The following is a 13,489-nucleotide window of genomic DNA, read 5'->3' on the forward strand; positions in this document are numbered from 1 at the left end:
CCGGTGTTATTTGTTCTTGGCGTTTTTCACAAACTCTTCCAGCTCGCTGAAGCTGGGACGCTCGGTCGAATTGAGCGCCTTGCGACCGAACTCTACGGCAACCTGCGGAGCATAACCGTTGAGGCTGGCCAGAAGGGTCACCTTGATGGTGTTGAAAACCTGGGTGCCTTCGCTGGCCTTGCGTTCGAGAATCGTCGAGATCGGGCCGATGAAGCCGTAAGCCATCAAGATACCGAGGAAAGTACCAACCAGCGCCGCCCCCACCATCGGTCCCAATTCAGAAGGGGGCAAATGCAGGGACTGCATGGTGTTCACCACGCCCATCACCGCAGCCACAATACCGAACGCCGGCAGGCCATCGGCGACCTTGTTGACAGCCTGAGCCGGAATTTCCACCTCGTGATGATGGGTTTCGATCTCGACATCCATCAGATTTTCAATCTCGAATGCATTGAGATTGCCGCCCACCATCAGGCGCAGATAGTCGGTTACAAACTCGACAACGTGATGATCGTGAGAAACTTTGGGGTATTTCGAGAAAAGCGGGCTGTTGTGCGGATCTTCAACGTCGCCTTCGATCGACATCAAGCCTTCCTTGCGTACCTTTTGCAACAGTTCATACAACAGCGCGAACAAATCCATATAAAAGGCTTTGTTATAGGCACTTCCCTTGAAAACCGTAGGCAATGCCTTGAAGGTGGCCTTCAGCGGATTGCCACCGTAGGCGACGATCATCGCGCCGATGGCGCCGCCCAGAATAATCACGATTTCCAGAGGCTGCCACAAAGACCTCAGATCGCCGTGAACCGCAAACGATCCAAAAATGCAGGCGCACATGAAGATGTAGCCGATGATAAGGAACATATATCCGTTTTCCGTTCCGGTTTAATTTCTTGTAATCAGGCGTACGGCCAAACCAGCCTCCACTTACCGAATGGTAGAGGCTCGGGAAGCTCCGAACAAGCCCTCGTTAAGAACCTGCCCAACAAATCCGGTAGTTGCGCCTGTGCATCAGGAATGTGAACGGCAAATTCACCAAAGACTACCTTGGGCCGCAGCAAGGCGAACCGGCGCAAAACTCTGGCGATGAACCGGTGTCGGTCCCAGTCTGGTCAAGGCATCAAGATGTTCGCGGGTTCCATACCCCTTGTGGCGTGCAAACCCATATCCCGGGTAAAGAGAATCAAGTTCGGTCGCCTCGCGGTCACGGCTTACTTTGGCAAGGATGGACGCGGCAGAGATCACCTCGATCAAAGCGTCTCCCTGCACGATAGCGCGGGCGGGAATGTTCAATTCTGGAACCCGGTTGCCATCCACCAATACTTCATGCGGCATCAGGGACAAACCGGCTACCGCGCGCTGCATTGCCAGCATGGTCGCCCAAAGGATATTGAGTTCGTCGATTTCCTTCGGGCTCGCCTTTGCTACCGACCAAGCCAATGCCGTTTGGCAAATTTCATCGTACAGCCGCTCCCGTTTTTTTGCTGTCAGCTTCTTTGAATCAGCCAGTCCTTTTATGCCGTGAGCTTCCGGCAAGATCACAGCAGCCGCATAAACAGCCCCAGCAAGAGGGCCGCGACCAGCTTCATCGACACCGCACGTCAAGCTCATGCACGCTTCCCGAGCAAAGTTGCAACGGCAGATGCTGCCCGCTCCGCCGCATTGCATCGCAATGTTTCGTGCATGTCTCCGAATTTGTTTGTCAGCATTGTCGAGAGGCGTTGATCGTTCAGATAGTTGGCCAATGCTTGCACCAGATTTTCAGGCGTTGCGGCATCCTGAAGGAACTCGGGAACAAGGAAACGTTTTTCGATGATGTTCGGCAAACTCACATATGGCAACAGAAACTTGCGCTTGACCATGCGATAGGTCATGGGAGCCATCTTGTAGGCCACGACCATGGGACGATGAGCCAGCATGCATTCGAGCGCTGCCGTCCCGGATGCCAGCAATACGACATCTGCTGCCTGCATCGCCTCGTGGGAATGACCGAACATCAGCCGCCAAGGCATTTCCTGGCTTTCCTGTTTCCAGACTTCCTGCTCGAAACGCAAACGGGTTTCGCGCGAAACAAACGGCACCAAAAAACAGGCATCCGGATAGCGATCAAAAAGCAATTTCGCCGTCTTGACAAATAACGGCGCCAGCGCTTCCAGTTCTCGTTGTCGGCTGCCGGGCAGTATGGCAATGACCCGCTTGCCCGGCGGGACGTTCAGCATCTCACGCAGACCAGCCTGGTCTGGTTTGAGCGAAAATTGATCAGCGAGAGGATGCCCGACACATGTCGCCGGGATGCCCGCGGCCTTATAAATCGGCTCTTCGAAAGGGAAAAGCAGGAGCATGTGATTGACCGCGGCGCGGATGGTCTTGATTCGCTCGGGGCGCCACGCCCATACCGAAGGGCTGACGTAATGCACAGCAGGAATGCCTGCTCGTTTGAGCCGCCGCTCAACCCCCAGATTGAAATCTGGCGCATCGATACCGATGAATATGTCGGGCCGGTCCGCGAGACAAGCTTTGATCAGGTGCCTGCGCACGCCAAGAATCGCCGGGAGGTGTTTGACAACCTCGACGATGCCACCGACTGCCAGCGTTTCCATCGGTTCGATGGAAACTGCACCAGCCGACTGCATGCGCGGACCGGCAACACCGGCAAAGCGCGCATCGGGGAAACGCACCCGCAGCGCTTCGATCAATGCCGCACCGAGTTGATCTCCCGAGGCTTCACCAACCACAATGGCAATCTTGGGGCCGGTCCCGGGGGGAAAAAGCTTTGCTGCCATACCCCGATCAGCGCACGATTCCGCGCTTGGCGCGCGCAAAAAAGTCCACAAACAGATTCAGGACCGGCTCGGTTCTGGCCTGCTCGGCAATCCGTGCACACGCCTCTTCGTAACCCAAACCTTCGCGGTAGAGCAATTTGTAGGCTTGCTTGACAGCGGCGATCTGCTCCGGCGTGAAACCGCGTCGTTTCATGCCTTCAGTATTCAAGCCACGAGCACCGGCGCGATTGCCTTCGCACATGACAAACGGCGGAACATCCTGTGCCACCATGGCGCCCCCGCCCGCCATCGAGTGCGGCCCGATGATGCAGAACTGGTGTACAGCGGACAACCCGCCCAGAAAGGCGTAATCGCCCACTTCGATATGGCCTGCCAGCGTTGCGTTGTTGGCCATGATGATGTGGTCGCCCAGCACGCAATCATGGGCGATGTGGGCATAAGCCATGATCCAGTTGTCGTTCCCGATCCGGGTAATTCCCTTGTCCTGGATCGTGCCCGTGGATACCGTCACGCACTGGAAAAAGCTGTTGTCGTCGCCGATTACCAGTTCGGTGGGTTCGTTTCTGTATTTCTTGTCCTGGGGCGCGCAGCCGATGGCGGCCCCGGAATAGAATCGGTTGTTCTTGCCAATGCGCGTCACGCCTTCGATGACAACATGAGGTCCAACCACGCACCCGGAATCGATGGAAACGGCACCACCGATCACTGCGTAAGGGCCGACTTCCACGTCATCGGCAAGCTGTGCGCCGGGAGCAACCAGCGCCGTAGGATGAATTCTTGCCATTTCAATCAGCCATTTCAGATTTCACGGGTTGCGCACATCAGGTCGGCCTCGGCGGCGACTTCGTCACCCACGAACGCCTTGGCCGCGTATTTCCAGATGCCGCGCTTGTTGGCGGTAATTTCGGCCTGGAGCGTCAGGACATCGCCGGGCATGACCTGGCGACGGAAACGTGCGTTGTCGATCCCGGCATAGAACAGCATGGTGTTCTCAGACGGCGGAGCCCCCACGCTCTTGAAGGTCAAAAGACCGGCAGCTTGCGCCAGCGCTTCGAGAATCAGGACGCCCGGCATCACCGGATACTTCGGGAAATGCCCCTGGAAGAACGGCTCGTTGATCGTGACGTTCTTGTAGCCCACGATGCGCTTGCCGACTTCCATTTCCTTCACGCCATCAATCAGCAGGAACGGATAGCGGTGCGGCAGATATTCCATGATGGCTTGAATATCCATGATGTTCATAGCTTGTCTCCCTCTTCTTTATCGGTGTCTTCTTCCGTTGCACCGAGTTTCTTTTCCAGAACCTTGACCCGTTTCACAAGCTGATCAAGGTTACGATAATGAATTGCATTCCTGCGCCAGATACCCTGCGGCATGATCGGCGTCACGCTGCCGCCGTAAACACCGGGTTCATCAATACTGGAAGGCACGTTGCTTCCGCCAAGGATAGTCACCCGGTCAGCAATTTTCAGGTGGCCGCTCATCCCGACACCACCGCCAATCAGGCAACCAGCACCGATCTTGGTCGAACCGGCAATACCGCTGCATGCGGCGATGGCGGTAAACCTGCCGATTTCGACGTTGTGGCCAATCTGGATCATGTTGTCCAGCCGCGCGCCCGAAGCAATCACCGTATCGCCCAACGCGCCCCGGTCGATCGTGGTGTTGGCGCCGATTTCAACATCGTCGCCGACAACCGCGCGGCCGATCTGGGGGATCTTTTCCCAGTGATCCCTGGCCCAGGCATTGCCAAAGCCATCGGAGCCAATCACGGCTCCCGCATGAATGATCACGCGATTACCGATCACCGTATTGTGGTAGACCGTGACGCGCGGGTAGAACAGGCAATCCTCGCCAATCACCGTATCCGCGCCAATCACGCAACCAGCCTTGATAACGGTACGCGCACCGATCCTGACACCGGATTCGATCACCACCTGCGGCCCGATTTCGGCTCCGGAATCGACAAAAGCATCTTCGGCGATGATGGCGCTTGGGTGGATACCGGAAACGGGCGCAGGTTGCGGATGCAGCAGCGCCGTAACACGCGCGAAATACAGGTAAGGATCCGGCGTTACGATGCAAGGACAATGCAAACCGGCTGCATCGGCCGCTTTGACGATAACAGCAGCTGCCGCCGTGGTTTGCAATTGCGGCCGAAGTTTCGGATTGGAAAGAAAAGCGATGGACTGTCTATCCGCTTGATCCAGCGGGGCAATTTCAAAAATTTCAACATCTTCGCCCCGGAGCTCCCCACCCAGACGGGCAACTATTTCGCTCAGGAAAAATACTCGCCTTGATTTCGACATATCCGCCTTATTTTTCATCCAGTTGCTTGATGATTTTCTCGGTGATATCCAGGCGGCGGCTGCGGAACAGCACTTCCTGCTCGGTCAGGATCAGGTCGTATTTTTCCGTTTCGGCAATCCGCTTGATCGCTGAACGTGCACGCTCCTGAATGGCGGCAATTTCCTCGTTCATGCGGGTATTGCGATCTTCGTTGAATTCACGCTGGAGTCGCTGGTAATCCTGGTTCAACTTGACCAGCTCGCGCTCCTTGGCCTTGCGCTCGGTTTCCGAAATATTGTTGCGGCTCAGGATGGTTTCCAGCGCCTTGCCTTGGGTCGCGATACGCTGCATTTCGGCACGCCGGGCTTCGAATTCCTTTTCAAGCTTCTTCGTGGCACGAACCGCCGGCCCCGATTCACGCATGATGCGCTCCACATCAACCACAGCCACTTTGTAGTCAGCTGCAAAAGCGGCGCTGGAAGCAAACAGGCAAGCAGCAAGGCAATATCGCATCGTTTTCATTTTCATCTCCCGACTTCTTAAAATACCTGGCCCAACTGGAACTGGAAGGACTCCGTCTTGTCGTCCGATTTCTTCTTGATGGGTTTGGCAACACTCATCTTGATCGGGCCTACAGGAGACACCCAAGTAAATGCCACGCCTGCAGCATGCCGCAAATCACTCAAATGCAATTTTTCGCTTTCGGCCCATGCTGCACCGCTGTCGACAAACACGCTCAAACGCATGGATTTGTCATCCTTCATGCCTGGCATCGGCGTCAGGAATTCGAAATTATTGACAAAGCGGCGCGTCCCGCCCATCGCATTGCCATATTGCGGATCCTTGGCACTGATGCTGCCGGTCTTGAAACCGCGAACCGAGCCGATGCCACCCACGTAGAAATTGCTGTAGAACGGCACTTCACTGCCTGCATAGGCGTGGGCATATCCAGCCTCGACATTCCAGACCCCGGTCAACCAGTTGCCAAAGGTGTGGAAAGCCTGATTCTGGCCGCTGACCTTGAAGAATTTCGTCGTTGAGCCAGGCACGGTCAACGAAGTTCCGGCGGTGCGGTAAGTCCCGCGAGTCGGGTAGGATGCCGAATCGCGGGTATCGCGCGACCAACTCGCTCCAAGGGAGAAATTTTTGTTGACGTTCCCTTGCCGGGAGATGTAGTCGTTAATGTACGAGGCCGTATCGCTGTTGGTATTGATATTGATTCGCTCGGCATTGGCCGTCAGCGTGATACGGTTTTCTTCCGAAACCGGCAGGCCAACCGAGAAACCCGTACCCAAGGAATTGGTATTGTAGCTCCCCAGACTCATGACGCTCGGGTCAGTATGACGAGAATACGCATTCCAGCCAAACGACACGCCATCCGGAGTTGCATATGGATTCATCACCCCCAAGGCATAGGTCCGGCTTGACTTGCTGGTGTTGCCCTCCAGCGTCACCGATTTGCCGCTACCCAAGAAATTTGCTTGAGACAACGAAGCGGCAAGAATCACCCCTTCGCCCTGGCCATAACCGGCACCAAGGCTGAAATTCCCGGTTTTTTTCTCAGTCACATTGATATTGATGTCGACTTGGTCCACGGCATCCGGAACAACCGGCGTGGAAATGTTGACTTCCTTGAAATAATCAAGCTGATTGAGACGCTCCTTGGAGCGCTTGATCTTGGCACCATCATACGGAGCCGCCTCCATTTGGCGCATTTCTCGACGAATCACTTCGTCGCGGGTTACGGCGTTGCCGCTGACATTGATCTTGCGAACAAAAGTCTTGCGGCCGGGGTCAACATAAAAAGTGAAGTTCACGAGACGCTTGGACTTGTCGACTTCGGGGACCGGGTTCACGTTGGCAAAAGCGAAACCAGCAGCACCAAGACGATCGGAAATCGCCGCAGTGGATTTGGTCACCTTTTCCCGTGAAAAAACATCGCCTTGCTTGACTTCAAGCAACTTGCGCAACTCGGTATCACCAATAACCAGATCGCCGGCGAAACGCACCTCGCCCACGCTGAACTTTTCACCTTCTGTCACATTGACAGTAAGGTAAATACCTTCCTTGTCTTCCGAAAGCGAAACCTGGGTCGAGTCGATACTGAACTCAAGATAGCCACGATCCTGATAATAGGAACGCAGTTTCTCCAGATCGGCTGTCAATTTTTGCTTGGAATACTGGTCACTCCTTGTGTACCAGGTCATCCAGCCGGAGGTGGTCAGGGAAAATAGATCAATCAACCTCTTTTCGGCAAAAACCTTGTTGCCGACGATATTGATCCGCTTGATACGGGCAACATCGCCTTCAGCGATATCGAACTGCACACCGATCCGGTTGCGTTCCAGCTTTGTGACCGTTGTCTTGACATTGACCGAGTACCGCCCACCAGCAAAATACTGCTGCTTAAGCTCATTGACCGCGTTGTCCAGCACGCCCTGCTGGAAAATTCGCCCTTCCGCAAAATTTTGCGATTTGAGTGCGGCACGAATCTGGTCTTTATCCAGGAAACTGGAGCCATTGATATTGATCTGGGCAATCGTGGGCCGCTCAGCCACCGTCACCACAAGGACATCGCCTTCCGTTTCAATGCGGACGTCATCAAAGAATCCCGTGGCAAACAACGCCTTGATCGCATCCTTGGCAACGTCGTCATCGAAACGGCCGCCAACCTTGACAGGAAGATAATTGAACACAGTTCCGGCATCGGTTCGCTGCAATCCTTCCACGCGGATATCCTTGACAGTGACAGGATCTATAGCCAAGACAGGAAAGGACGTTGCGCCAAGCGCAGCCAGAAGAAGCAGGGAAATAGGCTTGAGTTTCATTGTTCCGGGTCTATTTTTATGGCGATTGTGCAAAATCAGCCGGGGATAAATCGGTTAATGTCGTTGTAGAGCGCCAGCATCATGAGGCCCACCAGCAAACCAATGCCAATGCGTTGGCCGATCTCCTGCCAAGCTTTGGGGACCGGGCGTCCACGAACAAGCTCGGCCACATGATACAGCAAATGCCCCCCGTCCAGTACGGGGACAGGCAGCAAGTTAAGGATGCCCAGACTTAAACTGAGCAGAGCCAGAAACTTCAGGTAAGGAGCAAAACCCATACTGGCCGTTTCTCCGGCCAAGGCCGCAATCCCTACCGGCCCGCTGACATTTTTGGCAGACATGTCGCCAGACAGCATGGCAGCGGTAAATTTGAACGTCAGCACTGTGAGTAAACGCATTTCCTGTGCGCCTCGGCTCATCGATTCGAGCCAAGACAACTTCAGTTGCATTTTTTGCGTCGCCCATCGTTCTGCATCAATTTGCGGCGCTATACCGATCCGCCCTACTGCGCCTTGGGGGGATTCATGAATGCGCGGCGTCAGTGCTACAACCCGCTCTTCCTCCCCGCGCCGGATGGCAAGGCTGATTTCGCGTCCGGAACTCCTCGAAATCAAGTGTTGCAGCGTTTCCCAGCGCACAACAGGGAGCGCGTTCACCGCGATGATTTCATCCCCTTTCTGCAAACCAGCCCGTTCTGCCGGACTGCCTGACTCTATTTCCGCAACACGGTTCAGCAAAGGCAAAGGGGAAAGACCAAGCCGTTCCAGTATATGAAAATCGAGCTTTTTTCCTTCCACACCGGAAAGATCCATTTCAACTTCGCGCACAGAGCCGCGAGAGGAGCTCACTTCCAAGAAAATAGAAGTCTTGCCAGCTTCATCCAGCGCAGCCACCCGCAAATCGTCCCATTGCAAAATCTCGTGGGAACCGAAACGCAATATCTTATCGTTGGGTGCGATCCCCGCCCGATCGGCCAGACTGTCGATCCGGACTCCGGCGACAACCGGTTTCAATGCTTCTTCTCCAAGCGCAAGAGCCAGACTGAACAACAACCAAGCCAGAAACAGATTGGCCAAGGGGCCTGCCGCTACAATAGCCATCTTGCGAAGGGGATGCTGACGATTGAATGCACGCGCTTCTTCACCCGGCAACAGCTCGATCTCGTCATCTTCGCCCAAAAGACGAACGAAACCGCCGAAGGGAATCAAGGCAATCTGCCAGCACGTCTCGCCACGTTGCCACTGCAGGATCGGCTTGCCAAAACCGATCGAAAACGTCAGGACTTTGACACCACACGCCTTGGCAACCCGGTAATGGCCATACTCATGGACCGTTACCAGTATCCCGATCGCAACAAGAAAAGACAGCAAGGTCAACAGCATGGCAAACGAACCTCGACCAATTCCCGCGCGAGGCTGTCGGCCTCAAGCAACTCTTCCAGGGAGGAAGAAGGCATACCGACCGCCCTTTCAACTGCCATTTCTATCAAGCGCGGGATAGCTGTAAAGCCGATACGGCGCTCGAGAAATGCGGCAACCGCAACTTCATTGGCAGCATTGAGCATGGCCGGCGCTGCACCGCCAGCCGCCAGCGCGTCGAATGCCAGCTGCAGACAGGGAAACCGCTTCAGATCGGGCGCTTCGAAATCGAGCCGCCCCACAGCGAACAAGTCCAACTGCTCGACACCAGCCTCGATTCGCTCCGGATATGCCAAGGCGTTGGCAATCGGCGTGCGCATGTCGGGCGAACCCAGTTGTGCCAGCACCGAGCCATCAACGTACTCGACCAGAGAATGAACCACACTCTGGGGATGAACCACCACCTTGATCCGGTCATGCGGCGCATTGAACAGCCAGTGCGCCTCGATGACTTCCAATCCCTTGTTCATGAGCGAGGCCGAATCGACCGAAATCTTGCGCCCCATTGACCATTTAGGATGCTTGACCGCCTGCTCCGGAGTGACTTGCTCCAATTCGGCCTGGCTGAACGTACGGAAAGGCCCTCCGGACGCAGTCAGCAATAGACGCCTGACACCGGCCGCGTCCAGATTTCCCGGATAAGGGTGCGGCAAACTCTGGAAAATCGCATTGTGTTCGCTGTCGATGGGCAACAGTATTGCGGCGTTTTCCTGGGCTGCCTGCATGAAGAGATGTCCGGCCAACACCAGGGTTTCCTTGTTGGCCAGCAAAACCCGCTTGCCAGCCCGGGCAGCAGCCAGCGTTGCCGGCATGCCGGCTGCCCCGACAATCGCCGCCATGACCGCATCAACCTCTGGCAAGGTAGCCACTTTGATCAAGGCTGCATTGCCGCACAGCACTTCCGTCGTGCTCCCGACCTGCCGCAATTGGCAGGCAAGTGCCTCTGCTGCTGCTTCATCCAGTACCACCGCATAGCGCGGTGCATAGCGAACGCAAGCGGCAAGCAGCTTGTCAAGTTGCCGCATGCCGGTCAGGGCAACGATTTCGTAACGATCAGGGTGGCGGGAAACGACATCCAGCGTACTGGCACCGATGCTTCCGGTTGCACCGAGGATGGTAAGACGGGTTTTCATTGGCGTCCTTATTTGCCGAACGGAACGACAAAAAACAGATCGTGGGCAAGATACAGGGCTGCAGCAACCGGCAAGATGGCCAAAAGGCTGTCGATTCTGTCCAGTACGCCACCATGCCCCGGCAATAAATGGCCACTATCCTTGATGCCGGCCTGGCGTTTGAACAGTGACTCCAGAAGATCGCCGAACACGCTGACTACCATGAGCAAAACGCCGCCGGCCAGCCACACCATTTTCTGCGTCAAGGGATCGGTAGCCAGGAAGGAGCCGGGGAAAAAGGCAAACGGTTTGGGCAGGAACCAGACATAGGCTCCGACAGCCAACAGCGCACCTGCCGCCCCTTCCCAAGTCTTGCCCGGACTGATAGCAGGGGCCAGTTTGTGGCGCCCGAAAAGACAACCGGAAAAATAGGCAAAGGTGTCTGCCACCCATGCCACCATCATGATCGCCAGTAACAGCCAACCATCACCGCGCAAATGCAGCATGGCCAAGCCTGCTGGCAACAACAACGCCCAACCGATGAAGATATTCAAATGGCCGGCACGCTGAAGTAACCACTTTCGCGCCAGCCAGCACGGCACGACCCCCAGCCAGAACACGCCCGCCGCACTGAAAATTCCAAGCAACACCCAAAGCGGCAAAGGAAAAAAAACAACGCCGATAAAAGCAAGCGAGGTAGCCATGGGAAAAAAAACTGCCAAGCGCCCAGTCATGCCGGCAATCCGGCGCCATTCGCTTGCGGCGGCGGCCATGACGACTGCACAGAAGAGGCCCCATCCCTTCTCTGGCAACAGGAAGAGCGCCCCCAGAAACAATGGCACCAGCACCAGCGCTGTCAGTACTCGCGTTTTGAACATATCGTGGACCTAAAGCTGCTCGCTGATGCGCCCGAAGCGGCGCTCGCGGCCGTGATACCAGTCAATTGCAGCTTCCAGCGCTCTGCGATCGAATTCAGGCCAGGCCAGATCAGTGAAGTAAAGTTCGGCATAGGCAAGCTGCCAGAGCAAAAAATTGCTGGTGCGCTGCTCGCCCCCCGTACGGATAAACAGATCAGGGTCAGGCGCATAGGCCATCGCCAGATACGGGGCCAAATCTTCTTCGGCAAATCCGGAAATTTTTTCCGGATGCTCGGCCAAGAGACGGGTCGTTGCGTTCACAACGTCCCAACGACCACCATAATCCGCAGCAATGGTCAGCGTGAGGCCGGTATTGGCCGCTGTTTCCCGCTCGGCATCCTCAATCCGGGAAACCAGCTCAGGGGCAAAACGGCTACGATTGCCGATCACTTTCAAACGGACATTGTTGCGATTGAGGCGTTTGATTTCAGATGACAGCACCTGCAGAAACAGGTTCATCAAAAAACCGACCTCGTCAGGCGGACGCCGCCAGTTTTCGCTGGAAAACGCGAAAACCGTAAGGTAGGAAACGCCGAGCTCACCGCATGCGCGCACTACGTTCCGCAGTGTCTCGACACCTTTTTTGTGCCCATAGATGCGCGGCATCATGCGGCGCTTGGCCCAACGGCCATTGCCATCCATGATGACTGCGATGTGACAGGGCACAGCGCCCTGCCCTGCCGGCTTGCCAATCTGGTTCGTCACGGTTGAGTTTCCGCCGAATCAGACAGTCATCAGATCCTTTTCCTTTTCGGCCAAAACCTTGTCGACCTCGGCGATATACTTGTCAGTGAGCTTCTGGATGTCATCCTGAGCGCGGCGTTCGTCGTCCTCGGAAATCTCCTTGTCCTTGAGCAGTGCTTTCAAGTCATTGTTGGCATCGCGGCGCACGTTGCGCACGGCTACGCGAGCACCTTCTGCCTCGGAGCGCACAACCTTGGTCAGATCCTTGCGACGTTCTTCGGTCAGAGCAGGCATCGGCACACGGATCACATCACCTGTTGCAGCCGGGTTGAGGCCGAGGTCGGAATCGCGAATCGCCTTTTCAACCTTCGCCACCATGTTCTTTTCCCACGGCTGGACACCGATCGTGCGCGCATCAATCAGCGAGACGCTCGCGACTTGAGAAAGTTGCGTCATTGTGCCGTAGTAATCCACCATGATGTGGTCGAGCAGGCCGGTATGTGCACGTCCCGTACGCACCTTGGCAAGATCATGCTTCAGGGCTTCCACCGTTTTTTGCATTTTGCTTTCGGTGGTTTTCTTGATGTCGGCGATCATTGCTTTCTCCTCAAATTCAATAAAAACAGGCGGAGGCAGTCCTATCCTTCCGCCTGCTTGTAAAACTCAAACCTCAGCAGTGTACCAGCGTACCTTCATCTTCCCCAAGCACCACGCGCTTGAGTCCGCCCTGCTTGAAAATACTGAAAACGCAGATATTCATTTTCTGGTCGCGGCACAGGGCAAACGCCGTTGCATCCATCACCTTCAGATTGCGGCCGATGGCCTCGTCGAAGGTTACTGTGTGATAACGCACGGCATCGGGGTTTTTCTTGGGGTCATCGGTATAGACGCCGTCAACCTTGGTGGCCTTGAGCACGATATCGGCCCCGACTTCCATGCCGCGCAGCGCAGCCGCAGTATCAGTCGTAAAGAAAGGGTTACCAGTGCCGGCGCCGAAGATCACGACCTTGTTTTCTTCAAGGTAGCGGATGGCCTTGCCGCGAACGTAGGGTTCGGCAACTTGCTGAATGGTCAGCGCAGACTGTACACGGCTGACGACACCAGCGTGCCGCATGGCATCCTGCAAAGCCATCGCATTCATCACGGTAGCCAGCATCCCCATGTAATCGGCCGTGGCCCGATCCATGCCTGCAGCTGCTGGCGCCACGCCACGGAAGATATTGCCGCCCCCGATCACGATTGCCACCTGGACACCCAGATCAACCACATCCTTGATTTCCTGGACGATGCGATCAATCGTCGCACGGTTGATCCCGTAACTATCTTCACCCATCAGGGCTTCGCCAGAGAGCTTGAGCAGGATGCGTTGATATTTTGGCGCTTGACTCATTTGAATGACTCCTCTCGATGATGGGGGTGGTTGCAGAAACGCCGCGCGTCGCCGCGCGGCGTTCCGTT

14 protein-coding genes are annotated in these 13,489 nt (G+C 55.7%); all 14 read right to left on the reverse strand.

What is annotated here, in order from left to right:
• Positions 1–6: 6 nt before the first annotated feature.
• The 14 genes from motA to pyrH all read right to left on the reverse strand — a co-directional run bounded on the left by motA (position 7) and on the right by pyrH (position 13,421).
• Positions 7–864 (reverse strand): flagellar motor stator protein MotA, encoded by an 858-nt coding sequence (motA, locus tag BMZ36_RS04455; protein ID WP_091191916.1) that lies wholly within the window; start codon positions 862–864, stop codon positions 7–9.
• A gap of 168 nt (positions 865–1,032) precedes the next feature.
• Positions 1,033–1,611: a ribonuclease HII gene (gene rnhB, locus BMZ36_RS04460; protein WP_091191918.1), complete on the reverse strand. Its 579-nt coding sequence runs from the start codon at positions 1,609–1,611 to the stop codon at positions 1,033–1,035.
• Positions 1,608–2,783, reverse strand: coding sequence for a lipid-A-disaccharide synthase (lpxB, locus tag BMZ36_RS04465; protein WP_091191920.1), 1,176 nt, complete (start codon positions 2,781–2,783; stop codon positions 1,608–1,610). Before lpxB ends, rnhB begins: the two co-directional genes overlap by 4 nt.
• Before the next feature lie 7 nt (positions 2,784–2,790).
• Positions 2,791–3,567 (reverse strand): acyl-ACP--UDP-N-acetylglucosamine O-acyltransferase, encoded by a 777-nt coding sequence (lpxA, locus tag BMZ36_RS04470; RefSeq protein ID WP_091191923.1) that lies wholly within the window; start codon positions 3,565–3,567, stop codon positions 2,791–2,793.
• A gap of 14 nt (positions 3,568–3,581) precedes the next feature.
• A complete protein-coding gene (gene fabZ / locus BMZ36_RS04475) occupies positions 3,582–4,025 on the reverse strand; it encodes a 3-hydroxyacyl-ACP dehydratase FabZ (protein WP_218142632.1) in 444 nt (147 codons plus the stop codon).
• Entirely contained in the window at positions 4,022–5,110 is a 1,089-nt protein-coding gene (gene lpxD, locus BMZ36_RS04480; protein ID WP_245747769.1) for a UDP-3-O-(3-hydroxymyristoyl)glucosamine N-acyltransferase, read from the reverse strand. The genes fabZ and lpxD overlap by 4 nt, the downstream gene beginning before the upstream one ends.
• The gene (locus BMZ36_RS04485) at positions 5,100–5,594 is read right to left on the reverse strand and encodes an OmpH/Skp family outer membrane protein (protein ID WP_177187775.1); all 495 of its coding nucleotides are present in this window, start codon (positions 5,592–5,594) and stop codon (positions 5,100–5,102) included. Before BMZ36_RS04485 ends, lpxD begins: the two co-directional genes overlap by 11 nt.
• Positions 5,595–5,611: 17 nt before the next feature.
• Positions 5,612–7,900 carry an outer membrane protein assembly factor BamA gene (bamA, locus tag BMZ36_RS04490; RefSeq protein ID WP_091191930.1) on the reverse strand — a complete coding sequence of 763 codons (2,289 nt, stop codon included), beginning with the start codon at positions 7,898–7,900 and terminating at the stop codon, positions 5,612–5,614.
• Between the two features lie 35 nt (positions 7,901–7,935).
• Complete coding sequence (gene rseP / locus BMZ36_RS04495; protein WP_091191933.1) at positions 7,936–9,282, reverse strand: RIP metalloprotease RseP; 1,347 nt, start codon at positions 9,280–9,282, stop codon at positions 7,936–7,938.
• The gene (gene ispC, locus BMZ36_RS04500) at positions 9,273–10,451 is read right to left on the reverse strand and encodes a 1-deoxy-D-xylulose-5-phosphate reductoisomerase (RefSeq protein ID WP_091191935.1); all 1,179 of its coding nucleotides are present in this window, start codon (positions 10,449–10,451) and stop codon (positions 9,273–9,275) included. Before ispC ends, rseP begins: the two co-directional genes overlap by 10 nt.
• Before the next feature lie 8 nt (positions 10,452–10,459).
• Positions 10,460–11,308: a phosphatidate cytidylyltransferase gene (locus tag BMZ36_RS04505; protein WP_091191939.1), complete on the reverse strand. Its 849-nt coding sequence runs from the start codon at positions 11,306–11,308 to the stop codon at positions 10,460–10,462.
• 9 nt (positions 11,309–11,317) lie between these two features.
• On the reverse strand, positions 11,318–12,052 hold the full coding sequence (gene uppS, locus BMZ36_RS04510; protein WP_245747770.1) for a polyprenyl diphosphate synthase: 735 nt from the start codon (positions 12,050–12,052) through the stop codon (positions 11,318–11,320).
• An 18-nt stretch (positions 12,053–12,070) separates the two neighbouring features.
• Entirely contained in the window at positions 12,071–12,628 is a 558-nt protein-coding gene (frr, locus tag BMZ36_RS04515) for a ribosome recycling factor (RefSeq protein WP_091191942.1), read from the reverse strand.
• A 73-nt stretch (positions 12,629–12,701) separates the two neighbouring features.
• Positions 12,702–13,421: a UMP kinase gene (gene pyrH, locus BMZ36_RS04520; RefSeq protein ID WP_091191945.1), complete on the reverse strand. Its 720-nt coding sequence runs from the start codon at positions 13,419–13,421 to the stop codon at positions 12,702–12,704.
• Positions 13,422–13,489: the final 68 nt, after the last annotated feature.

Source organism: Formivibrio citricus (assembly GCF_900115065.1).
Taxonomy (GTDB): domain Bacteria; phylum Pseudomonadota; class Gammaproteobacteria; order Burkholderiales; family Chitinibacteraceae; genus Formivibrio; species Formivibrio citricus.

Bases quoted from the DNA above. Each gene is read 5' to 3' on its own strand.
- lpxA (WP_091191923.1), bottom strand. From the start codon at position 3,567: ATGGCAAGAATTCATCCTACGGCGCTGGTTGCTCCCGGCGCACAGCTT.
- lpxB (WP_091191920.1), bottom strand. From the start codon at position 2,783: ATGGCAGCAAAGCTTTTTCCCCCCGGGACCGGCCCCAAGATTGCCATT.
- bamA (WP_091191930.1), bottom strand. From the start codon at position 7,900: ATGAAACTCAAGCCTATTTCCCTGCTTCTTCTGGCTGCGCTTGGCGCA.
- ispC (WP_091191935.1), bottom strand. From the start codon at position 10,451: ATGAAAACCCGTCTTACCATCCTCGGTGCAACCGGAAGCATCGGTGCC.
- rnhB (WP_091191918.1), bottom strand. From the start codon at position 1,611: ATGAGCTTGACGTGCGGTGTCGATGAAGCTGGTCGCGGCCCTCTTGCT.
- motA (WP_091191916.1), bottom strand. From the start codon at position 864: ATGTTCCTTATCATCGGCTACATCTTCATGTGCGCCTGCATTTTTGGA.
- BMZ36_RS04485 (WP_177187775.1), bottom strand. From the start codon at position 5,594: ATGAAAACGATGCGATATTGCCTTGCTGCTTGCCTGTTTGCTTCCAGC.
- BMZ36_RS04505 (WP_091191939.1), bottom strand. From the start codon at position 11,308: ATGTTCAAAACGCGAGTACTGACAGCGCTGGTGCTGGTGCCATTGTTT.
- rseP (WP_091191933.1), bottom strand. From the start codon at position 9,282: ATGCTGTTGACCTTGCTGTCTTTTCTTGTTGCGATCGGGATACTGGTA.
- pyrH (WP_091191945.1), bottom strand. From the start codon at position 13,421: ATGAGTCAAGCGCCAAAATATCAACGCATCCTGCTCAAGCTCTCTGGC.
- fabZ (WP_218142632.1), bottom strand. From the start codon at position 4,025: ATGAACATCATGGATATTCAAGCCATCATGGAATATCTGCCGCACCGC.
- frr (WP_091191942.1), bottom strand. From the start codon at position 12,628: ATGATCGCCGACATCAAGAAAACCACCGAAAGCAAAATGCAAAAAACG.
- lpxD (WP_245747769.1), bottom strand. From the start codon at position 5,110: ATGAAAAATAAGGCGGATATGTCGAAATCAAGGCGAGTATTTTTCCTG.